Origin of the sequence: Bacillus sp. FSL R5-0576 (assembly GCF_038004765.1) — a bacterium.
GTDB classification, from domain to species: Bacteria; Bacillota; Bacilli; order Bacillales; family Bacillaceae; genus Bacillus; species Bacillus subtilis.
Genome location: NZ_JBBORU010000001.1, coordinates 3,053,292 through 3,075,671 on the forward strand (window position 1 = coordinate 3,053,292; position 22,380 = coordinate 3,075,671).

General features: G+C 47.9%; 21 protein-coding genes and 1 pseudogene. 9 read left to right on the forward strand and 13 right to left on the reverse strand.

Going from position 1 to position 22,380, the window contains the following annotated elements; genetic code table 11:
* Positions 1-79: 79 nt before the first annotated feature.
* The 5 genes from pucR (at position 80) to uraH (ending at position 6,308) form a co-directional block, all read left to right on the forward strand.
* Positions 80-1,675, forward strand: coding sequence for a purine catabolism transcriptional regulator PucR (gene pucR / locus NX903_RS15735; protein WP_014477890.1), 1,596 nt, complete (start codon positions 80-82; stop codon positions 1,673-1,675).
* 144 nt (positions 1,676-1,819) lie between these two features.
* Positions 1,820-3,169, forward strand: coding sequence for a uric acid permease PucJ (gene pucJ, locus NX903_RS15740; RefSeq protein ID WP_086344280.1), 1,350 nt, complete (start codon positions 1,820-1,822; stop codon positions 3,167-3,169).
* Between the two features lie 5 nt (positions 3,170-3,174).
* Positions 3,175-4,467: a uric acid permease PucK gene (pucK, locus tag NX903_RS15745; RefSeq protein ID WP_086344281.1), complete on the forward strand. Its 1,293-nt coding sequence runs from the start codon at positions 3,175-3,177 to the stop codon at positions 4,465-4,467.
* A 12-nt stretch (positions 4,468-4,479) separates the two neighbouring features.
* Positions 4,480-5,964 (forward strand): factor-independent urate hydroxylase, encoded by a 1,485-nt coding sequence (gene pucL / locus NX903_RS15750; protein ID WP_086344282.1) that lies wholly within the window; start codon positions 4,480-4,482, stop codon positions 5,962-5,964.
* Complete coding sequence (uraH, locus tag NX903_RS15755) at positions 5,964-6,308, forward strand: hydroxyisourate hydrolase (RefSeq protein WP_086344621.1); 345 nt, start codon at positions 5,964-5,966, stop codon at positions 6,306-6,308. The genes pucL and uraH overlap by 1 nt, the downstream gene beginning before the upstream one ends.
* Positions 6,309-6,493: 185 nt before the next feature.
* Here the strand turns inward: uraH and NX903_RS15760 are convergent, their stop codons facing one another.
* The gene (locus tag NX903_RS15760; RefSeq protein ID WP_086344283.1) at positions 6,494-6,697 is read right to left on the reverse strand and encodes a hypothetical protein; all 204 of its coding nucleotides are present in this window, start codon (positions 6,695-6,697) and stop codon (positions 6,494-6,496) included.
* Positions 6,698-6,731: 34 nt separating this feature from the next.
* Here NX903_RS15760 and yuzJ point away from each other — a divergent pair, with 34 nt between their 5' ends.
* Entirely contained in the window at positions 6,732-6,863 is a 132-nt protein-coding gene (gene yuzJ, locus NX903_RS15765) for a YhzE/YjcZ family sporulation protein YuzJ (protein WP_009968115.1), read from the forward strand.
* Between the two features lie 205 nt (positions 6,864-7,068).
* On the opposite strand, the gene pucE is transcribed toward yuzJ, so the two are convergent.
* From pucE to allC, 7 genes are all read right to left on the reverse strand, one after another.
* A complete protein-coding gene (pucE, locus tag NX903_RS15770) occupies positions 7,069-7,590 on the reverse strand; it encodes a xanthine dehydrogenase subunit E (protein WP_032722466.1) in 522 nt (173 codons plus the stop codon).
* Positions 7,581-9,818 carry a xanthine dehydrogenase subunit D gene (pucD, locus tag NX903_RS15775; protein WP_086344284.1) on the reverse strand — a complete coding sequence of 746 codons (2,238 nt, stop codon included), beginning with the start codon at positions 9,816-9,818 and terminating at the stop codon, positions 7,581-7,583. The genes pucE and pucD overlap by 10 nt, the downstream gene beginning before the upstream one ends.
* Positions 9,819-10,652, reverse strand: a complete 834-nt coding sequence (gene pucC / locus NX903_RS15780; protein ID WP_086344285.1) for a xanthine dehydrogenase subunit C — start codon at positions 10,650-10,652, stop codon at positions 9,819-9,821.
* Positions 10,649-11,266, reverse strand: coding sequence for a xanthine dehydrogenase accessory protein PucB (gene pucB / locus NX903_RS15785; protein ID WP_086344286.1), 618 nt, complete (start codon positions 11,264-11,266; stop codon positions 10,649-10,651). Before pucB ends, pucC begins: the two co-directional genes overlap by 4 nt.
* On the reverse strand, positions 11,263-12,255 hold the full coding sequence (locus tag NX903_RS15790; RefSeq protein ID WP_144486768.1) for an XdhC family protein: 993 nt from the start codon (positions 12,253-12,255) through the stop codon (positions 11,263-11,265). Before NX903_RS15790 ends, pucB begins: the two co-directional genes overlap by 4 nt.
* 228 nt (positions 12,256-12,483) lie before the next feature.
* Positions 12,484-13,734, reverse strand: a complete 1,251-nt coding sequence (gene pucG / locus NX903_RS15795; RefSeq protein ID WP_086344288.1) for a (S)-ureidoglycine--glyoxylate transaminase — start codon at positions 13,732-13,734, stop codon at positions 12,484-12,486.
* Positions 13,735-13,750: 16 nt separating this feature from the next.
* On the reverse strand, positions 13,751-14,989 hold the full coding sequence (gene allC / locus NX903_RS15800; protein WP_086344289.1) for an allantoate deiminase: 1,239 nt from the start codon (positions 14,987-14,989) through the stop codon (positions 13,751-13,753).
* A 244-nt stretch (positions 14,990-15,233) separates the two neighbouring features.
* On the opposite strand from allC, the pseudogene NX903_RS15805 reads away from it, so the two are divergent.
* Both NX903_RS15805 and NX903_RS15810 read left to right on the forward strand, forming a co-directional pair.
* Positions 15,234-15,353: pseudogene (locus tag NX903_RS15805) on the forward strand (hypothetical protein); the annotation flags it as partial.
* 81 nt (positions 15,354-15,434) lie between these two features.
* Positions 15,435-16,301, forward strand: a complete 867-nt coding sequence (locus NX903_RS15810) for an endonuclease I family protein (protein WP_014480775.1) — start codon at positions 15,435-15,437, stop codon at positions 16,299-16,301.
* A gap of 33 nt (positions 16,302-16,334) precedes the next feature.
* Here NX903_RS15810 and NX903_RS15815 read toward each other — a convergent pair whose 3' ends face one another.
* Positions 16,335-17,438 (reverse strand): ABC transporter ATP-binding protein, encoded by a 1,104-nt coding sequence (locus tag NX903_RS15815; protein WP_070547731.1) that lies wholly within the window; start codon positions 17,436-17,438, stop codon positions 16,335-16,337.
* A 181-nt stretch (positions 17,439-17,619) separates the two neighbouring features.
* Between NX903_RS15815 and frlR the strand changes: the two genes are divergently transcribed.
* Complete coding sequence (frlR, locus tag NX903_RS15820; protein WP_024572487.1) at positions 17,620-18,348, forward strand: transcriptional regulator FrlR; 729 nt, start codon at positions 17,620-17,622, stop codon at positions 18,346-18,348.
* Between the two features lie 24 nt (positions 18,349-18,372).
* Here the strand turns inward: frlR and frlD are convergent, their stop codons facing one another.
* The 4 genes from frlD to NX903_RS15840 are packed head-to-tail and all read right to left on the reverse strand — an operon-like array spanning position 18,373 to position 22,351.
* Positions 18,373-19,227, reverse strand: coding sequence for a fructosamine kinase FrlD (frlD, locus tag NX903_RS15825; protein WP_024572488.1), 855 nt, complete (start codon positions 19,225-19,227; stop codon positions 18,373-18,375).
* Positions 19,228-19,240: 13 nt separating this feature from the next.
* On the reverse strand, positions 19,241-20,143 hold the full coding sequence (locus NX903_RS15830) for a carbohydrate ABC transporter permease (protein WP_014477909.1): 903 nt from the start codon (positions 20,141-20,143) through the stop codon (positions 19,241-19,243).
* 3 nt (positions 20,144-20,146) lie between these two features.
* Complete coding sequence (locus tag NX903_RS15835) at positions 20,147-21,025, reverse strand: carbohydrate ABC transporter permease (RefSeq protein ID WP_014477910.1); 879 nt, start codon at positions 21,023-21,025, stop codon at positions 20,147-20,149.
* Positions 21,026-21,082: 57 nt separating this feature from the next.
* On the reverse strand, positions 21,083-22,351 hold the full coding sequence (locus tag NX903_RS15840) for an ABC transporter substrate-binding protein (protein WP_024572490.1): 1,269 nt from the start codon (positions 22,349-22,351) through the stop codon (positions 21,083-21,085).
* Positions 22,352-22,380: the final 29 nt, after the last annotated feature.

The following is a 22,380-nucleotide window of genomic DNA, read 5'->3' on the forward strand; positions in this document are numbered from 1 at the left end:
TACATCAGCAAAACCGCTAGAATTCCTATTGAAAATTATTCACCTTAACCAATGTTTTTATAGAAAAGGAGAATGCGCTATGAATATTTTTGATGTGATGAAAATACCGGCTTTTGAAAACGCCAATTTAATCGCTGGAAAAGCAGGAGGGGAAAGAGAGGTTCAGCATGTCAATATGATGGACGCTCCGGATATCGCAGACTTTTTGCATAAGAATGAATTGCTCGTCACCACCGCCTATCACCTGAAGGATCACCCGCATCAATTATCTGAACTGATTCGGCAAATGGCAAAACGCGGCTGCGCGGGCCTCGGCATTAAAACAAAGCGCTATCTGGAAGATATCCCGAAGGAAATCATCGAACTGGCCGATTCATATGCGTTTCCAATCATTGAGCTTCCGGAACATATCCGACTCGGCGATATTGTGAATGCCACACTCAGCCATATTCTCGATATGCGTTCTAACGAGCTGCAGCAAGCCATTTACGCGCATAAAAAATTCACAAACCACATTATGAGCGGCAAGGGGCTGCAATCCCTCCTCAAAAAGGTGTCAGACCTCCTTCAGCTTCCCGTGCTGCTGCTTGACCAGCATGCCAAAATGCTGTCTGCTTCTCATCAGATTTCAGTTGAGACCGAAAAGCTGAAAGGCACCCTGAATACCGTATCCGGGCCGTTTTTTACTTGTTTCTCTACAATCTCAGATCAGAAAACATATTCTGTCCTGCCTATATATAATCACGAAAAAAACTGCGGCTACCTGCTGATACCGGACATGGTGCAGGCAGGCGACAAAGGATTGATCCTCACCATTGAACAAGCGGCCAACGTCATTTCCTTTGAACTGCTGAAGGAAAATGCGCTGAAGCAGTTCAGCCGGCGGGCCCGCAATGAGTTTTTCAACAATTTTATTGAGCGGTCCTTTTCTTCAGATGACGAAATCAAAAACCGGGCGAAAGAATTCAAGCTGCGCTGGGATCAAAAATACATGTGCATTGCCGGCAAACTCGATCGCAATGACGAATCAATCAGCTTTACAGAAAATCAGCTCGCTTCCGACAGCGTATTCGAATTTCTTGAAGGTGAATTATCAGCCTTCCCGTTTCCGCCTCACTTCTTTATGAAAGGAAATGTCGGCATTATTCTAATCGAGGCGACAGACAGCTGGAGTGAAATGCACGCCTCGGTGATCAGCTTTTTAGAACAGTTTCAAACACAGGTCAGCGCTCAATTTAAACGAACCGTGTCCTTTGGCATCAGCAATATCTGCCAAAAGCTCATTGATGTTCCCGACGCTTTCACAGAAGCTTCTGATGCCCTGCAATCGGGGCATTTGTCAAGAAGCACCGCATTTATCCAGGTGTATCACGCCAAAGATGTGCCTGAGCTTCTGCGCTTGCTCCCGGTTGAGGATTTGAAGAAATTTTACAACTCCACGCTTCAGAGCCTCGCTGAAAAACAGCAGGAGGATCAAAGCCTGCTTCATACGCTTTCCGTCTATTTAGAGACACACTGCCAAATTTCAGAGACGGCAAAGCGTCTGTACGTTCATCGCAATACGGTCATATACCGCCTTGAAAAATGCGAAGAGCTGCTGGGGAAAAGCTTAAAAGATCCTGAAACAACGATGCGTTTGCGGCTTGCCTTACGTATGCAGCGGCTGATCAGCTAATATTTGTTACATTTTCTTACAAAATGAATCGTTTTTCGTCACTTTCAGCAATCACACCTGTCTTTTTCAGCTACTGTATCCAATGACACCCCTCGATCGGCACGATATCATGTTACTAAAGTTCACATACAAGGAGGGACTATAGTGAAAAAAAGATCGTTTAAGGTGTTTACGCTTAGCCTGCAGCATGTGCTCGCCATGTATGCAGGTGCGATTTTGGTGCCCCTGCTTGTCGGCAGAGCGCTGAATGTAACAACTGAACAGCTGTCCTACCTATTGGCGATTGACCTGTTAACATGCGGCGTCGCGACGCTTTTGCAAACCTTGCGCGGAGCATACATCGGCATCGGGCTTCCCGTCATGCTTGGCAGTTCATTTGTGGCCGTCACCCCGATGATTGCAATCGGCAGCAATTACGGCATTCACGCGATTTACGGTTCCATCATCGCGGCCGGTGTGTTCATCTTTTTGTTTGCGCGTTTTTTCGGCAAGCTGACTGTGTTATTTCCTCCTGTCGTAACAGGTACCGTTGTGACCTTGATCGGCCTTTCACTTGTTCCGACAGGTGTGAAAAATATGGCTGGCGGCGAAAAAATAAACGGCAGCGCCAACCCCGAATACGGTTCGCTCGAAAACCTTCTTCTCTCTGTCAGTGTCCTTGTTCTGATCTTAGTCCTCAACCGCTTTCTCAAAGGATTTGCCCGAACACTGTCCGTTCTTATCGGAATCGCCGCCGGAACAGCGGCAGCAGCGATCATGGGCAAAGTCAGCTTTTCTTCTGTTACAGAAGCACCGTTCTTCCAAATCCCGAAGCCTTTTTACTTCGGAGCCCCAACGTTTGAAATCGGTCCGATCTTAACGATGCTGATCGTCGGAATCGTCATTATTGTGGAATCAACCGGCGTTTTCTATGCAATCGGAAAGATATGCGGCAGACCTTTAACTGAAAAAGACCTCGTCAAAGGCTATCGAGCGGAAGGAATCGCCATTCTCATCGGCGGGCTGTTCAATGCCTTTCCTTATAATACCTTTGCTCAAAACGCCGGCTTATTGCAGCTGACCAAAGTGAAAGCAAGAAACATCGTCGTTACCGCAGGCTGTATCCTTGTCTGTCTCGGACTGATTCCGAAGATTGCCGCCCTTGCATCTGCCGTTCCTGCTGCTGTACTTGGCGGCGCGACCGTCGTCATGTTCGGCATGGTGATTGCCTCCGGCGTCAAAATGCTCAGCACAGCGGATCTCACAAATCAATACCACCTCCTGACCATCGCATGCTCAATCGCACTCGGCATCGGCGCCAGCACGGTCCCCGGGATTTTTGCTGAATTCCCCGCTCCGATCCGGATTCTGGTCAGTGACGGCACCATCACTGGAAGCCTGACCGCTATCTTTTTGAATCTATTTTTCAGCTTGCGCGGCAAAAAAGACAAAACAGCTCAGAAAACAGAACTTCCGGTATTAGAACATACACTCGTATTAGAAAAAGAGGTGTAAAAAAGATGAAGGAACAGCACAATGCCTTACAGCTGATGATGCTGGGGCTTCAGCACATGCTTGCCATGTATGCGGGAGCCATTCTCGTTCCGCTGATCGTCGGAGCGGCGATCGGGCTGAATGCGGGGCAGCTGACGTATTTAATCGCGATTGATTTGTTTATGTGCGGGGCGGCAACTCTTTTGCAGCTCTGGAGAAACCGATATTTCGGCATCGGCCTGCCCGTTGTGCTCGGATGCACGTTTACCGCAGTCGGCCCGATGATTTCCATCGGAAGCACTTACGGTGTCCCAGCGATATATGGTGCCATTATCGCCGCAGGACTGATTGTCGTCTTAGCCGCGGGCTTCTTCGGGAAGCTTGTCCGTTTTTTTCCGCCTGTCGTAACCGGATCAGTCGTCATGATCATCGGCATCAGCCTGATTCCAACGGCAATGAATAACCTGGCCGGAGGTGAAGGAAGCAAAGAATTCGGCTCACTCGACAACGTACTCCTCGGGTTTGGCGTCACAGCTTTTATCTTATTGCTGTTTTATTTCTTTAAAGGCTTTATCCGCTCCATAGCGATTTTACTCGGTCTTATCGCAGGAACAGCCGCTGCATATTTCATGGGAAAGGTCGATTTTTCTGAGGTTTTGGAGGCGTCTTGGCTTCATGTTCCGTCTCTGTTTTATTTCGGACCGCCAACCTTTGAGCTGCCGGCTGTTGTCACGATGCTTCTCGTTGCGATTGTCAGCCTCGTTGAATCGACAGGTGTTTACTTTGCGCTTGCGGATATCACAAACCGCAGACTGTCGGAGAAGGATCTGAGAAAGGGCTACCGGGCAGAAGGCCTTGCGATTTTGCTGGGCGGCTTATTTAACGCGTTTCCTTATACAGCTTTCTCACAGAATGTCGGCATCGTTCAGCTTTCAAAGATGAAAAGTGTCAACGTCATCGCCATCACAGGAATCATACTGGTCGCGATCGGCCTGGTTCCAAAAGCAGCGGCCCTGACAACAGTGATCCCCACCCCAGTTCTCGGCGGCGCAATGATCGTCATGTTCGGTATGGTCATTTCTTACGGGATCAAAATGCTATCCAGCGTTGACCTTGATTCGCAAGGCAACCTGCTGATTATCGCCTCTTCCGTCAGCTTAGGGCTTGGCGCTACAACAGTTCCCGCGTTGTTTTCATCTCTTCCGGGCGCGGCCTCTGTCTTGGCAGGAAGCGGAATTGTGATCGGCAGTTTGACGGCCATTGCACTGCACGCTTTTTTTCAAACCAAACAGCCGAATGGCACAGACATAAAAACGTAAAGGAAGATGCCAATGTTCACAATGGATGACCTGAACCAAATGGATACACAAACACTGACAGACACACTTGGCTCTATTTTTGAACACTCTTCATGGATTGCGGAGAGATCCTCAGCACTACGGCCGTTTACGTCCCTTTCTGATCTTCACCGCAAAATGACTGGCATTGTAAAAGCCGCGGATCGCGAGACACAGCTTGATTTAATCAAAAAGCATCCCCGGCTCGGAACAAAGAAAACAATGAGCGGTGACTCGGTAAGAGAACAGCAGAACGCGGGGCTCAGCAAATTAGAACAGCAGGAATACGAGGAGTTTCTCAAGCTGAATGAACACTATTATGATCGCTTCGGCTTTCCTTTTATTTTAGCGGTGAAGGGAAAGACGAAACAGGACATTCACCAAGCCCTTCTGGCAAGGCTTGAGAGCGAACGAGAAACGGAGTTCCAGCAGGCCCTTATAGAAATTTACCGAATCGCCCGCTTTCGTCTGGCTGACATCATCACTGAAAAAGGAGAGACGCAAATGAAAAGAACTATGTCTTATGGCAAAGGAAATGTATTTGCATACCGAACGTTTTTAAAACCGCTCACTGGAGTGAAGCAAATCCCAGAATCATCTTTTGCCGGGAGAAGCAATACCGTTATCGGCGTAGATGTGACATGCGAAATTGGCGGAGAAGCCTTCCTGCCATCATTTACAGACGGAGACAACACTCTCGTCGTGGCAACGGATTCAATGAAAAACTTTATCCAGCGCCATCTCGCATCCTATGAAGGAACGACAACCGAGGGGTTCCTACACTATGTAGCTCACCGATTTTTAGAAACCTATTCTCATATGGACACGATCACTCTGACTGGCGAAGACATTCCGTTTGAAGCAATGCCTGCATACGAGGAGAAAGAGCTCAGCACAAGCCGCCTCGTCTTCAGAAGATCGCGTAATGAACGAAGCCGCTCTGTACTGAAAGCAGAACGAAGCGGGAATACCATAACGATTACAGAGCAATACAGCGAAATCATGGATCTTCAGCTCGTCAAGGTGAGCGGCAACTCCTTCGTCGGCTTCATCCGGGACGAATATACGACTCTTCCCGAAGACGGCAACCGCCCGCTGTTTGTCTATTTAAACATCAGCTGGCAATATGAAAATACAAATGACGCATACGCTTCTGATCCAGCCCGCTACGTCGCGGCTGAACAAGTCCGCGACTTGGCGAGCACAGTTTTTCACGAGCTCGAAACCCCTTCAATCCAAAACTTAATCTATCATATCGGCTGCAGAATATTAGCGAGGTTCCCGCAGCTCACTAATGTCAGCTTCCAATCTCAAAATCACACGTGGGATGCGGTTGTCGAAGAAATCCCGGGCTCACAAGGAAAAGTCTACACCGAACCGCGCCCGCCATACGGTTTCCAACATTTTACCGTGACAAGAGAAGACGCCGAGAAAGAAAAACAGAAAGCCGCTGAAAAATGTCGGAGCCTGAAAGCCTGATGGGAAAACTGACAACCCATATTTTAGATTTAACCTGCGGCAAACCAGCGGCGAACGTAAAAATTGAATTGAAGCGGCTGGGCGAAAGTATTTTGAAAGAGGTTTACACTAACAATGACGGCAGAGTCAATGTCCCTCTGCTGGCTGGTGAAGAGCTGGTTTCCGGAGAGTATGTGATGGAATTTCATGCAGGAGACTATTTTGCGAGTAAAAACATGAACGCAGCCGATCAGCCGTTTTTAACCATCGTCACCGTCCGTTTTCACATTGCAGATCCAGATACGCATTACCATATCCCGCTTTTGCTGTCGCCGTTTGGTTATCAGGTGTATAGGGGGAGTTAAGAAGGAAGCCCGCCGGTGAGGCGGGCTTCTATTTGCACTTCAATAAACTTTTGATCCTAGGACAGTATTTGCAGTAATCCCACGCTTAGTGAAACAACAGCTTGAATAAACATTCACCAATATTTTTCAGGATAATTGCCTACGAGAAAAACATCCTGTAGTCCTTTCATTTATAAATCGGGGTTTCAAACTAATAAGTCAGCTCTTAGCAGCCGAGCTCCCTTTTCCAATCCTATAAACAGACCGCGTTTTTTCTCAAAAAAATACTTTGAAGACAATTGCTGCGGTTTTAATAGTTTAGATAATGCGTTCTCTCTTACACCTTTAGACAAAATATTCATTTTTTCTTTTTTAGACTTAAATCTATGTCGAAAATGATCGTTTGGCATATCTTATACTATCTCCACTAAAGGAGGTGACATTATGGGATTCTACAATTCTGGTGGATATAGTGGAAACTCTGGTTACTCAAACGGTTTCGGGAGCTCCTTCGCTTTGATCGTGGTGCTATTCATTTTGTTGATCATTGTTGGAGCAGCTATCTTTAATTATTAAGTTTAACTTTCCTTGCCTCCGCCGTATCCAACACCTCCCTGTCCGACAGACGCCATAAGAAGTTTTTATGGCGTCTTTGCTATGGATTCACTAATCATTTTCTAATCCAGAAGCTATCAAGTTCTACGAGATTTATCGTGTGTTTTCCCACAACGCTTCTGCGACTTGATCGCGCTGTCTGACTGAGGCTAAAAAAGTCCGGCTTTTAAAAGCCGGACTCCCGTCTACCCCCGTTCAACTCTCTTCTAATCCTGCAAGCTGACCGCATAATCCCGCCATACCCGGTACACCGGCACAAATTCCCCGCCAGCCCTTCTTCTATATCTTCGTCAGAAGGTTGAGGGGTTTCCCGAAACAGAGCTTTAAGCGCAATTATCATTCCTGGGGTACAGTAGCCGCATTGGAAGCCTCCTTCTTCCAGAAAAGCGGTTTGGCAGATATCCAGTTCCTCTTTTTGTACGCCCTCGATTGTTGTAATGGAATGGCCGTCCACTTGGTAAGCCATGGTCATACACGCATTGGCCAGTTTTCCGTCGATTAAAATAGAGCAGGCTCCGCAGCGGCCGATTCCGCAGGACACCTTTGTCCCGGTCAGCTGAAATTCCTTTCTAAGCAGGTCACTCAGATGTGTCGTAGGAACGGCAGCAACCTCCCACTCCTGCCCATTCACGGTCATCCGGAACTGTTCCTTTTTTACAGGAAATGGCCCGGCCTCTTTTACGTCCATTGCTTCAGCCCCTTTCTGTCTATCGCTTCAAGCAGCTCTTCTCTTGAAATTGGCAGCTTGTTTATCCAGCATCCGACCGCATCATGTACTGCCTTTACAATCGCCGGAGTGATGGCGATCGTTCCAATTTCGCCAACACCGCGCGGTCCATATGCATCACCCTTCATTAGTTCTTCTATTGCGATCACCTTCATGTTAGGAACGTCTTTGACTCCGGGGATCAAATAGTGATCTAAATTTTCCGCGGCATAACGGCCGTCCGTCATTTTCGCCTCCTCCATCAGTGTGTAGCCGAGTGCCATGGCAGCGCCGCCTTCAATTTGACCTCGATAACCCTGGGGACTGACAACCGGACCTGCCGCAATAGCGTGCTCACAATCTATTAATTTGACATCACCTGTTAACAGATCTACCTCCACCTCAACGGAAGCCGCTCCAAATGAGTAGAGGAAATGGCCGCCCACCACAGGATCAGGCGTTGTTGGAAAGTCAAATGCCGTTTCCTCTGCCAAAGGGCCTTTTTCAGCCAGCTCCTTATACGTCACCACGAGCGCCTTTGTGTTTTTGTCACGCAAGCCTGCAGCGCCGGGAATAAGGTTTTCCGCTGAACAGCCGTTCCATTCTGCCGCCCTTTTTTTCAACTGAGATAGAAACGGCTTCTTCAAACGCTGGATCGCGTGCCACACCATGCTTGTGCCGCGGGATGCTGTGGAGGAGCCTGACTTCGGCACTTTTGCGGTATCCCCAATAACAATGGAAATATCTTCTGCGGCACAACCCAGCTCCTCCATGACAATATGTTCAATCGCTGCTAGAATCCCCTGTCCGCATTCTTCAAATCCGAACGATGCTGTGATTTTGCCTTCACTCGAAAGGGACAAACGGCCTCCTGCCGCATCCATTCGGCCATAGCCCAGCCCGCCGCCGTGCATTGTAATTGCCGCTCCCGTGCCTCTTTGCAGATACCCGCAGTTCCGGCTGGTTCTTGTAAGAATGGGAGATTTAGATATGGCATTCAACACCTGCGCCGCTCCGTCAGTTGGTGCAATTCGATGCTCAAGCGGCCCCAAGTCATGCGGTTTTCTGATATTTTTTCTTCTCAGCTCGAGCGGGTCGATGCCGAGCATGCCGCTGAGACGATCGAGATGGGTTTCGAGTGCAAATGTGATTTGGTTGCCGCCAAAGCCCCGAAATTCCCCCGCCACCCCGTTGTTCGTAAATACTGATATTCCTTCAGTCCGGATATTCGGAATACGGTACGGCCCCGCGGCATGCTCGACAGAAAAATCAAGAACAGCCGGTCCGAGCGTAGCATATGCGCCTGTGTCCGCCACAATTTTCACGTCATGCGCCAATAGATTTCCCGAATGATCCGCACCCGTTTTTATCGTAATCTTCATCGGATGGCGCTTAATGCCAGAACGTACAGATTCCTTTCGTGTCTGATGGATTTTGACAGGACGTCCGCTTTTCAGTGACAAAAGCGCGGCATACGGCTGAATATTCAGCTCATCCTTCCCTCCGAACGAGCCGCCCATCGGACTTGACACAATCCTGATCTTCTCTTCAGGAATGTCAAAAATACGGGCAAGCTGGAAACGGTCTTTATAGCCGTGCTGGGTTCCTGCATACATCGTAAAACCCCCGTCGTCTTCCGGAACGGCTACGCCTCCCTCCGTTTCCATATACGTATGCATCTGCCGCGGCAGCTCATAGGTTTCTTCAAGGAGTGTGTCAGATGCTTGAAACCCTTCTTCCACATCACCGTTTGAAAAAAATGCGCGGTGCAGGATATTCCCGTCCTCATGCAGTCTTTGCGCATTCGGCCGAAGCGCTTTTTCTGGTGAATCCATGACTTCCAGCTCTTTATACTCAACTTGAATCAGCTCCAGCGCCGCTTCCGCGATTTCTTCCGTTTCCGCAGCAACTGCGGCGATCGCATCCCCGACATACCGCACTCTGTCCTCACATAAAACCGGCTGATCAGGGATGATAATGCCAAATCGGTTTAAGCCGGGAACGTCTTTATGTGTGACGACGGCTTGCACGCCTTCCATTTTCTCAGCTTTTATGGTGCAAACCGACACAATCTCTGCATGAGGATAAGCACTTCTCAGCACCTTGCCATACAGCATTCCTGGAAAGCTGAGATCGGTCATATATTTCAATTCCCCTGTGACCTTACCCCTTCCATCCGGCCTGACTCTTGACGGTTTGTTGATGATCATTTATTCCCCTCCCTCAGCCATCAGCTCTGCCATGATGACGTTGGCAGCGGCTTTTTTTCTGTATGCCGCTGACATAAAAGCATCTGAGGAAAACGGCAGCTCATGGATAAGTGTTTTGTACAGATCATGCGAGTCCCACCCTGGTGCCATCCATTTCGCTTCGCTGTCCAATAATCTCCTAGGAGTGATATCGGCATGGCCAGCGGCGAGGCGAATGCCGCCGTCTTTCAAAAAACGTCCAGCTGCAACAGCAGCCGCTCCTGTAAAAGCCTGGCGCCTTCCAAGCTTGTGATAAAATACACGCTCTCCCTCCGCCCGCGGGATGATGACACGCGTGACGATAGCTGTTCTAAAGTCTTCCTCAATGAGCCAAGCGCCAAGCGGCAGCCTGATTAGCTTCTTTTGATATACGATAAGCTCAGCATCAAGCACAAGCAGAAGCGGAATAAAATCACCGATTTTACTGGCTATGTTGCCGCCAATCGTGGCACGGCTGCGGATTCCCGGTGCGGCGACAGCGGAAGCAGCGTCACTGAAACAGCCAAGCGCGCTCTTGATCAAAGGGTTCTTTCTGCATTCATTCAGTGATGTGAGCGCCCCGATCGACACGTGGGTGTCACTGGCGCTGATCCCTCGCATCTCGTCAATCCCTTCAAGGCTGACAAGGTGCTGTTTCGGTAGAGTTCCTTTGTCCCACTGAAGCTGAAGCAGCGTGCTTCCCGAAGCGGCACACACATCCGGAGCAAGCTTCTCTAAAAGCGAATAGGCCTCATCAAGCGCTGTCGGCCTCCATAATTGAATATTCATCCTTGCTTTTGTCACTTGGCCGTTCAAGCCATCGCCCTCCTTACCATGTCATATTCCTTGGGTGTATCAATATCGTCCAACTCACCGCTATCCTTTGCCTCCAAAACCGCTCCTGCTCCAAGCTGTCCGCTTTTCAGGAGCCTGCGAGCCCCTTCATCTCCCTTTAACCCCTTTACATAAGGAAAACAAGCCGACGAGAAGTAGATTGGCGGGGTGAACGTTCCTAAAAACGATGACACGGCAAATGACTCAGGAGCCAGTGCCATAAGGGCATTAAGATGATCGACGGAAAGCTGAGGCTGGTCGGCTAACAAAATGACAACGCCGTCCGCCCCCATGCTTTCTGCTTTTCTCACCCCGCTGCTGACTGAATGCCCCTGACCCTTTTCTGCGTCTTGGCAAATGTGCAGGCTCCAGCGTTTTTGAAAAGGCGGAGCGTGATACGGCGTCCCTATCCACTCAAGGGAAGCATGTTCTGTCCGCTCGACGACCAGCACGTGATCAAGGCGGGACGACAGAGCAGTTTTCAAAGAAAGTGAGCCTATGTTTTCTCCTTTTAGCGGCAAAGCCAGCTTGTTTTGACCCATTCTTCTGCTTTTGCCGGCAGCGAGAAACACGCCGATCAGATAGGGGTTTCTCATACAACCGCCAGCCGTTTTCTTGTTTGAATAATTTCTGCAACTACACTTACCGCAATTTCCTCGGGACCTTCCGCACCGATTTTCAGCCCGACCGGACTGTAAAAGTGAGACGGAGGATGTTTTCCGTTCAGCAGCCGTTTCGTGCGGTTTGCCGAACCCAACAGTCCAATATAATGGAGGTTTTGAGAAAATAAGAAGTTGATGATCGTTTGATCGTGCTGATAATGATGCGTTGCCACAACAGCTGCATCATGCGAAAAAAATTGAAATTCGCTAAGCATTTGTTCCGGAAAAGCGGCGATCAGCTGATCCGCTTTTGGAAAAAGAGAGGATGTACAATAAGCGGGCCGCCAATCCGTCACGATAACAGAAAAACCTGTGTCAGCCGCCAAATTGGCCAGCGGTACAGTATCCGGTCCCGCCCCAAACAGAATGAGACGCGGCTTCGGTTCAATTCGCTGAATAAACATGTTAGTGGTTTGATCGAAATGCGGTAAATGAAGCGTTGAAACAATACGTTGAATATCTTGCAGAGGCGCGTCCGGCCAGTTCCCAAAATGCCCGTTCTCCGTCAGAAATAAATAATGGGGGGATCCAATCTTTGTAACGGCAGTGACAGCTTTGCCTGAATGAAGGCAGTCCCTCACTTTCTCATAGTGCCGCCTTTTTTCCTGAGTGATTCGCTCCGCATGAACATGAATAATGCCATTGCACCCGGCTCCCATGCCCCAAGAAAGATCATCCTCCGACCGCATGTCGTAGGGAATCAGCGTTGATGTGAGCTGTTCGCCCAGCGCACTGATTCTTTGGAATACATCTTCTTCCACACACCCGCCGCTCAGCAAGCCAATCCGTCTGCCTTTTTTCTTAAAGAGCATAGAGGCGCCTGCTTTTCGATACGCGGAGCCTTCAACTTGAACAATTGTCGCCAGTACAGCCTCCTCCTGGTCTTCCAGGAGCGCATCTAACATCGTGTGAAAATTCCCCAATGCCGCATCCTCCTCTCGAAAATTGCCGTGAGAAACAACTAGTTCAGCGTGATTTTATAGGTAACTTGTATAAAGAATAGATGATGGAAGAAAAAATGACTCATGATTTGTCAGAAAATAAAACACATAGAAAGAGGATTTGTAAAAAGAGTCAAACGAAGAAAATCAGATTGGAGAAAACACGAAATCATATCGTTAAAAAGCTTGCGGAGTTCCGCAAGCTTTTCTTTACACCGCTGCCTGGCGGTCAGCGTTTTCATACACATCCAGCGCTGCTTGGAGCGCTTTTCCTGCTTCGATTCCTGCGTTATGTCTAAGAAGCACAGCCTCTAACCCGGCAAGCACGAATAGCACGTTTTCTTTTCTGCAGCTGTACCCCATCGTGCCGATTCTCCAGATCTTCCCTGCGAGCGGGCCGAATGAGCTGGCGATTTCAATGCCGAATTGTGCCAGCAGCATGTCACGGACAGACTCGCCGTCAATGCCGCCGGGAATTTCGACACAGGTAACAACAGGCATTTTGCAGCTGTCATCTCCAAACAATCTTAGCCCCATTGCCTTTATCCCTGCTGCTAATGCGGCTTCATGGTGCCGATGCCGCTCGAAACGCGTCTCAAGACCTTCTTCAAGCACCAGTCTGACTCCCTCACGTAAGGCGTACAGCATCGTCGTCGCTTCTGTATGATGATTGAGCCGTCTTTCGCTCCAATAATCCTCAAGCTGGCTCAAATCAAAGTAGTTGCTTGTAATTGGCCGATTTCCCGAAAGTGCTGCCCTGTCAGCTTGTGTCGCAATCCCGCGTTCCACCTTTTTGCGAGCTGCAATCACGTCCGCCACCCGCTCATTATATGTAATCGGCGCCATTCCTGAAGGCACAGACAAACATTTTTGCGTTCCGCCGATGGCAGCGTCAATCTTCCATTCATCGACTTTAACCTCGCAGCCCCCAAGCGTTGCGACTGCATCGACGATAAACAATGCATCCTCGGTGCGGCAGGCTTCGCCGATGGCTTTCAGCGGGTGAATCCGTCCTGTCGATGTTTCTCCATGCACCATGGCCACAATTTTCGGCTTCACTTTTTTTATCTCCCGTATGATGTCCTCTGGGTCAAAAACCGTTCCCCATTCGCACTCAAGCATATGAACATTTGCCCCATATCGCTCGGCGATTTCAGTCAGCAAATAACCGAAACGGCCGTAAATGGGAATGAGCACATCATCTTCCGGCTCTATCACACTGGCCAGCACTGCTTCAATTCCCGCCCGTGAAGTGCCGTCAATCGGGTATGCCCAGCGGTTTTTTGTTTGGAACAGCTCCCGAAGCATCTCCATCGTTTCATTCATAATACCTGTAAACGCCGGATCAAATTGGCCGACAACCGGGGTGCTCATTACTCTTAATACACGCGGATCAACCTCAACAGGCCCCGGCGTCATAATCGTTCTTAATGGGGTGCATAATTCTCTTCTGCCTGACACAGCCATTCCTCCTTTATCAGTAAGCCAGTTTGTATAATAAATCAGTCAGTGCGCGGACGCCGATCTCAAGCTGTCTGGCTGACGTATATTCCTTCGGTGAGTGGCTGATGCCGCCTCGGCTTGGCACAAACAGCATACAAGCAGGATAGCGCCTTCCGATCATTTGCGCGTCATGCCCTGCTCCGCTCACCATTTCCTCACAGCTGAAGCTGTTTTCTAATGCTGTTTCAAAAGCCGCAGCCTTCAGCCTTTCGTCCATCGGCACAGGCTCTATCCGCATATATTCATCAATCACGGCGCGAATTCCTTTTTGAAGGCAAATGCCGTTGATCAAAGCAACCATGTCTTGATGAAACTGCTCCAGCACATGCTGATGCTGATGGCGAATATCGATTGAAAACTGGACGCGGCCCGGTATGACATTGGCTACATTGGGCTCTGCCGTTATTTTTCCGCATGTCAGACGGAGCTCCTCCGGCAGCTCCTCCGACCGCAGTAGCAGCTCATGAATGATACGGCTGCTGGCTGCGAGCGGGTCCTTGCGCCATTTCATGGAGGTAGTTCCCGCGTGATTGCATTCCCCCTCCAGCGTGACGAGATATCGCCTCTGCCCCGCAATGCTTGTCACAATCCCGAGATCCCGTCCTGACATTTCCAATGTCTGTCCCTGTTCAATATGGAGCTCAACAAAAGCGCTGATATCTGTCCGATATGCTGCCTGAAACACACCTTTGCCAAAACCGTTCTCATGCATCGCATGTTGCAGCGAGACTCCTGATTCGTCTCTTGGCTCTGCTCCATCCTGTAATGAAAAAACACCCGTTATATTCCCTGATCCCCAATAGGTCATTGGAAAACGGCTGCCCTCCTCCTCACATAAGGATACCGCTTCGAGTGTTTTTTTCGGCGCTCCATATGTCTCTTTGAGCCGCTTTATCGCAAGCATTGCCGCCAGAACACCATAGGCGCCGTCGTATTTTCCCCCATTGATGACAGTATCGATATGTGAACCGGTTACAATGACTTCATCCGGAGACTGGGTGCCCGAAAGCCTTCCAAACACATTGCCGACATCGTCGAATCTTGTTTCAAGCCCGAAAGAAGACATTTCCGTTTTCACAGCAAGCTGTGCGTCCATCCACTCTTTTGTGTATAAAAGCCTCGTTACGCCGCCATCCGCAGACGCACCGTATTGGGCGAGCCATTCAATATAATCTGTGATGCTGTTTTTTACTGAAAGCTTCTGCTTTTCCATGTACTCCCCCCTCTGGCCGCTATGGTGACTTCATTATAGAAGGAGGAACATGATAGTTCATTGACAGATTAACCAAAAAAACGTTTATTTTTTAGCCACAGTATCTATCCAGCAACCAGCTTCACCCTACATGTCACAACTATTTTGATGTAAAGGTCAAAAGAAAACACGGTAAGGAAGAGAGCCAGCAAGAGCGAAAGAGAGGGTCAAAATGCCTTTCATATGAACAAGCTAAGCTTGCCGGAGAGGCGATGTTTGCGGAACGGATGAAAACGGAAATGCCGGCAGCCCGCAAAAACAGGACCTAAAGATATGGGAACAGGAGATTTCCGCCTCCTCCAAAGGAACTAATTTACAATTTTAATGAAAAATATACAAAATGACACTTCTATCCTTTATTTCAATTTTAGATAATAGACATGATCTGATAAAAGGAGGGCAAGTGATGACAAAAAAAGCATGGTTTCTGCCGCTCGTCTGTGTATTACTGATTTCCGGATGGCTTGCGCCGGCAGCTTCAGCAAGCGCGCAAACCGCATTAAGCCTTAATGACCGATTGGCGTCTTCCCCTTCAGGAACGGGAAGCCTTCTCTCATTAGCCGCCCCCGCTGCACCCTATGCTGACACAGATACCTATTATGAAGGGGCTGAAGGTAAAACAGGAGACTCGCTAAAAAGCACCCTGCACCGTATTATCAGCGGACACACGATGCTGTCCTACAGCGAAGTGTGGAACGCGTTGAAAGAAACGGATGAAGATCCGAGAAATCCGAATAACGTCATCCTGCTCTATACGAATGAATCGCGGTCCAAAAACCTGAACGGCGGCAATGTCGGCGATTGGAACCGCGAGCATGTCTGGGCGAAATCCCATGGCGATTTTGGTACGAGCAAGGGACCTGGTACTGATATTCATCATTTGCGCCCGGCTGATGTTCAAGTTAACAGCGCCAGAGGAAATATGGATTTTGACAATGGCGGCACTGAATATGCGAAGGCACCCGGAAATTATTATGACGGCGATTCATGGGAGCCCCGCGATGATGTGAAAGGCGATGTTGCCCGCATGCTGTTTTACATGGCTGTCCGTTACGAGGGTGATGACGGCTATCCTGATCTTGAGCTTAATGATAAGACAGGCAACGGCTCAGCTCCTTATCATGGCAAACAATCTGTCCTGCTCGAATGGAATAAGCAGGATCCGGTTGACGACCGCGAGCGGAAAAGAAATGAAATCATTTATGAAAAATATCAGCACAACCGCAATCCATTTATCGACCACCCTGAATGGGCGGATGAGATTTGGCCGTAAGAAAAAGGTGCTCCTTTTTAGGAGCACCTTTTTCTAATACACAGCCTCTTCCGTTTCCGCATCGAAAAAGACGACGTGGTCCATTTTCACTGAGAGCTGGATTAAATCGCCTGCATCGATTCGCGTGTTTCCGTCCAGACGGACCTTGAGCCGCTCGTCCCCAGCCATGACATGCACTATGAGCTCCGAGCCCAGATTTTCATTCACTTCCACGTTCGCTTGAAACACTGAATCAAACAACTGGTCATTTCCTGTCATTTGTGTGATGTGCTCCGGCCGTACACCGGCAATCATCTGTTCTCCGGCATATCCCTTTTCCTTCAGCCGCTTTGCTTTTTCTTCAGGAATATGAAGCCGGATCGAAGAATTTGTGAAAAACAGCTCGCCATGCTGCTGTTCTATGATGCCTTTCAAAAAGTTCATTCCGGGAGAGCCAATGAAGCCTGCGACAAACAAATTGGCCGGGTAATGATAAATGTCATGAGGTTTCGCCACTTGCTGGATTTCCCCTTCATTCATGACGACAATCCGATCTCCCATTGTCATTGCTTCGGTCTGGTCATGCGTGACATAAATGATCGTTGCCTCTAATCGCTGGTGCAGCTTGCTGATTTCTGTCCGCATCGTCACTCTTAGTTTTGCATCCAGATTAGAAAGCGGCTCGTCCATTAAAAAGACCTTCGGCTCCCTCACAATCGACCTGCCAAGCGCCACCCTTTGCCGCTGCCCGCCAGAGAGCGCCTTCGGTTTTCTCTTCAGCAAATGTTCAATTTCTAAAATTCTAGCTGCCGCATGAACCCGCTCGGCAATTTCCTGTTTCGCCATCTTTCTGAGCTTTAATCCAAACGCCATATTATCAAAAACCGTCATATGCGGATAAAGCGCATAGTTTTGGAATACCATCGCAATATCACGTTCTTTTGGCGGAAGATCATTGACCCGCTCCCCATCAATAAGAAGATTTCCTTCAGAAATGCTTTCTAATCCAGCCACCATCCGCAGCGTTGTTGATTTTCCGCATCCTGACGGCCCCACCAGCACCAAAAGCTCCTTATCCTTTACATCTAAATCAAAGTCCTTCACGGTTAATTGTGAGTGATATGATTTTTTGACGTGTTCAAATGTTAATGAAGCCATCAGAAAAGTCCCCCTATCTTTTGACCCGTTATTTCGTCACTGGAAACAACTTGGTCTTTCTGTTATTTTTAGAGTAATCGATTCCCATTTTTGCTATATCTCTAAAATAAAAAATGTAAATTTGTATTATAACGTCATAATACATTATAATATAAATAATAGGTTAAAAGGAGGCTACCCTTTGTTAAACAACGGAAGTTCTACACCTTTATACATTCAGCTAAAACAAATCATCACTGATGACATCAAAAAGGGCGTGTATTCCCCAACTGCCAAGCTGCCTACCGAAAACGAGCTTTGCAGCAAGTATAACGTCAGCCGCATCACCGTCAGGAAAGCCATTCTCGATTTAGTCGAAGAAGGCTATCTGATCAGGCAGCAGGGAAAGGGAACGTTCGTTAAAAGCCCTAAATTAAAACGAGAGCTGATCGCTGTAAACGGCTACTCGGAATTTATGGAATCCACCGGCAAAAAACCGAAGCATCATGTGCTGTCCCATGACATCATTCCAGCGACAAAACCCATCGCCGAAAAGCTTCAAATCCATCCCGAGAGCCCTGTCGTTGAATTAAAACGGATTTTATATAATGATGATCAGCCTCTCACCTTTGAAGTGACGCATTATCCGCTTGATTTGTTTCCCGGCATTGATACCTTTATTGCTGACGGCGTATCCATGCATGATATTTTGAAACAGCAATACAAAGTTGTACCCACGCACAATACGAAGCTATTAAACGTTGTATACGCCCAACAGGAGGAAAGCAAATACCTGGATTGTGATATCGGGGATGCGCTGTTTGAAATTGATAAAACGGCTTTTACATCAAACGACCAGCCAATCTATTGCTCATTGTTTTTGATGCACACAAACCGTGTCACTTTTACCATCAACAGCCCCTACACATAACAGGCATAAAAAACGAGACACTGCTTATAGTATTCTCGTTTTTTCACTGCTTCCCCCGTCCTCCAAGCGATAAGGATAGCCATAGCCGAAAGCTCCGTACACACCGCATGTTTTCGCAGCCGTTTCAGCAGCCTGGCGCAAAGCGTACGTTATATCCTGCTTCACGCAAAAGGCAGTCAAAAAGCCTGCTATAAAAGAATCACCCGCTCCAAGTGTATCTATTATATCAGTTTCCACAATCGGCTGATGATAGATTCGATCACCCGCAGACAGGATTGCTCCTTGGCCCCCTCGGGTCATACAAACCATTTTGGCTCCGTACCCATGAGCTGTTTTGGCAAGCTCGCCGCATTCCGACTCACTCAAATCGCTTCCTGAAAAAAATGCATACGTCACATAAGGACAGACCCTCCTCAAATAATCATCCTCCCGATTGGTTGAAAAATCAAATGAGACCGGGACAAGCCCGCACAGCTGGGGAAGATCGTTCTCAAGCCTGCTGTACACGCTCGTATGCAGCAGATCATGTCCTCTGATAAAGGCTATATCTTTCTCCTGGAACACGAGCCGAAGCCGGGACTGAATGCCGCCTTTATTTGACCTGACAAAAATGCGGTCCCCCTGTTCATCAAGGGTGACAATCGCCATCCCGTTTTCTCCGTGCGCCTGGCGGATATAATCTGCATTGACCTGCTCCAGCTTGAGAACGTTCAACAGATGTGCCGCGGCTTCGTCATTGCCGACGATTCCGATATAGGAAGACTCATGCCCGAGCCGCTTGGCAAGCACAGCAACGTTTAAAGCATTTCCTCCCGGGTAAAATGTTTCTTGATCCTGGTAATAATCTACAACATTATCTCCAACCGCAATCAATTTCATAGCGCTTCCTCCTTTATCCTTTTACACTGCCGCTTGCAATCCCGCGGACAAAATATTTCTGCATCAATAAAAATAGAATAATAATCGGCGCGGCTGAAATCGTTAACCCCGCCAGCAGGACGCCCCAGTCTGTCTGCAGCGCGTCTCTGAACTGCATCAGCCCGGCTGGAATGGTCCGCAAATTCTCATCATCTATGAAAATAATCGCAAACATAAACTCATTCCATGTATGATAAGCTGTCAAAATGCCGGATGTCACCAAAATCGGCACGCTCATTGGTAAGAAAATTCTGAAAAATACTCCAAAACTTGTACACCCATCCAAATAGGCCGCCTCCTCCAATTCTTTGGAAATAGAAAGAAAATAAGAGCGGATCAAAATGATGGTGAATGGGATCCGATAAGCCGCATACGGCAGGATTAACGCCCAATACGTATTGTACAGGCCAAGCGACTGAATAATAGAATAAAGCGGCACAAGACTGACCTGCGGCGTCAGCATCAATCCGCCGAGACATAGCACCAAGAAGAATCCTTTTCCTTTAAACTCAAACCGGGAAAGGCCATAAGCTGCCCATGCACTGATAAAGACAGTGATCACACACGTCAGCGCCGTAACGATGACACTGTTCATAAAATAAGAAGAAATCCCCTGGTTCCAGGCGGAAACAAAATTTTCCGGATGCCACGAAGACGGCAGCGACCAGCTGTGCTCAAAAATATCGTCAGAGTTTTTAAAGGCGCTCATCACCATCCAGAGAAGCGGATAGGCAATCGCAATCAGATATAGAAACAGAAAAACCCACACAGACGTTTCTCCGATATACCATTTTCGTCTAGGCTTTCTTTTCACCTCAATGTGCTGGTCAGGCACAGGCTCCAACCTGAACGAATCTGTCTTCTTCTGAGGCAGCATCAGTTACTCCTCCTTTCCGGTTTTAAAGAACTTCATTTGCATGAGCGATAATGCAAGCGTAATGATTAACACGACAGTGGCAATCGCTGAGGCGTAGCCCATCATATCCTTTGTAAAGGCGCTTTTATATAAAAACGTGCTCAAGACTTCTGACGCGTTTCCCGGCCCGCCGCCTGTCAAAATGTACGGCTCATTAAAGACCGTAAAGGCCCCGGTCAGCGTCATGACCACCGCAACAAAAGACATCTCTTTCGTCTGGGGAACAGTAATATGAAAAAACTGCTGAATTTTACCCGCGCCGTCAAGCCGGGCCGCTTCATACAGTTCATCCGGTATTTTTTGAATCGACACGATGTACAGCATCGCAATATAACCGACAGATTGCCACTGGGACACAAAAATGACAGAAAGCATAGCTGTGCTGTCATCCCCGAGCCAGGCCCTCGTCAGCTGATCAAGACCGATGGCCTGAAGCAGCTGATTCAAAAGCCCTGTCTCCGGATTGTAAATAAAATCAAACAAAAGCGCGATCACCGTCATTGAGATGACAACCGGCAAAAAGAAAACGGTACGAAAAAACGGCGACCATTTTCTGACCAGCTTATCCTCAAGCACCGCCGCCAAAATCAAACCGCCAAACACCTGGCATACAATTGAGATCACTGCGTAAAGCACGTTATTGGTCAGTGCCTGATAAAAGACAGGATCATGAAATAATTCAACATAGTTTTTTAAGCCGATAAACGTTTTTTCCGGAGAAAATGAGCTCCACTGAAACAGGCTGAGGAATACATTCTCAAAAATCGGGATATAAACGAAAAGTAAAAAAACGAGAGCGGGCACCAAAAACAAATAGGGGATTATTTTATTCTGATTGACCAAGGGTATCTCATCTCCTTTATAAAAAGAAAAGGTGCGAAGCTTCACCTTTTCTTTGATTTATTCAGCTGACGCCCTCACCTGCTTTGCTGCCTTTTGAACGGCTTTCATCACCTGCTGCGGTGTCATGTCGCCGCCAAGCATTTGCTGGACACCCGTTAGGTACGCATCTGCGACTTCAACATCGACATCCATATCAAACCATGGAACCATTGATTTGGCATCAACAATATGCTGAACGGCTTCACGCTGAATGGCTGTTGCATTTTCTTCAGTAGCCGTACCTTGCACTGCACTGTATTTCCCGACATCTTTCACGAGCTTTTCGCCCATTTTTTTCGACGTCAAGAACTGCAAAAATTCCATCGCTTCCTTCGGATGTTTTGTTCTTGAGGAAATCATGAATCCTTCCGGCGCTCCCGTTAACGCTTCTGAAGATCCTTTCTGCCCGCTGATTTCAGGAAATGGGAACATCCCAAGATTAACCGGTTCAACCAGCTTGATTTCCGCTGTTTCCGCATATATCATCGCCGACTTTCCGCTCTTAAATTGCTGTCTCACATATTCGTGGTCGACGGAGTTTACATGTTTATTAAAGTAAGGCATCAGCTCTTGAAGCTTTTCAAGTGCTTTTACGTAGCCTTCATCAGTAAATTCACCCGTTTTGGCGTTATAGTCCTTTTCCCGTGTTTTTTCATCGACCATCCGCTGATTAAGCGTGCCGATATAGTGCGAGATTGTCCAAGTCGCCTTTGTTCCGAAGCTGATCGGTGTGTAGCCATGTTCTTTCAGCTTTTTTGACACATCGATTAATTCATCCCACGTCTTCGGGGGATCAAGATTCAGCTTTTGGAAAATGTCTTTATTATAGAAGAATGATTTAGCGTCCATTTGCCACGGCACGCCATATTGCTTGTTTTCATAAGTAAATGGTGTAATTTGCGATTGAACGAGCTGTGATGACCAATCGGTGTCATTTTTGTAGTAGGACGAGAGATCAAGTGCTTTATTGCCTCTGATAAATTTAAAAGCAAACTCATCGCTCCAAGAGAAGTAAATGTCAGGAGGGCTGGTGGTTCCCAGCATGACCTTAATTTTATCTTTATAGGAGTCATTTAAAACGGCTTCAATTTGAATATCGATATCTGGGTGTTCTTTTTCAAATTCCTTAACAACCTCTTCAAAATAACTTTTTTCCGGCTCCTTCGGCCATCTGTGGAAAAATTTCAATGTCACCTTTCCGTCCGCTGAACTGCTTTGGCTCGAACAGCCTGCAATGGTGAACATACTGACAGCTGCAATGATCAAGAACAACAACATTTTCTTCAAAGGGTTGGCCTCCTCTGGACATTAGACTA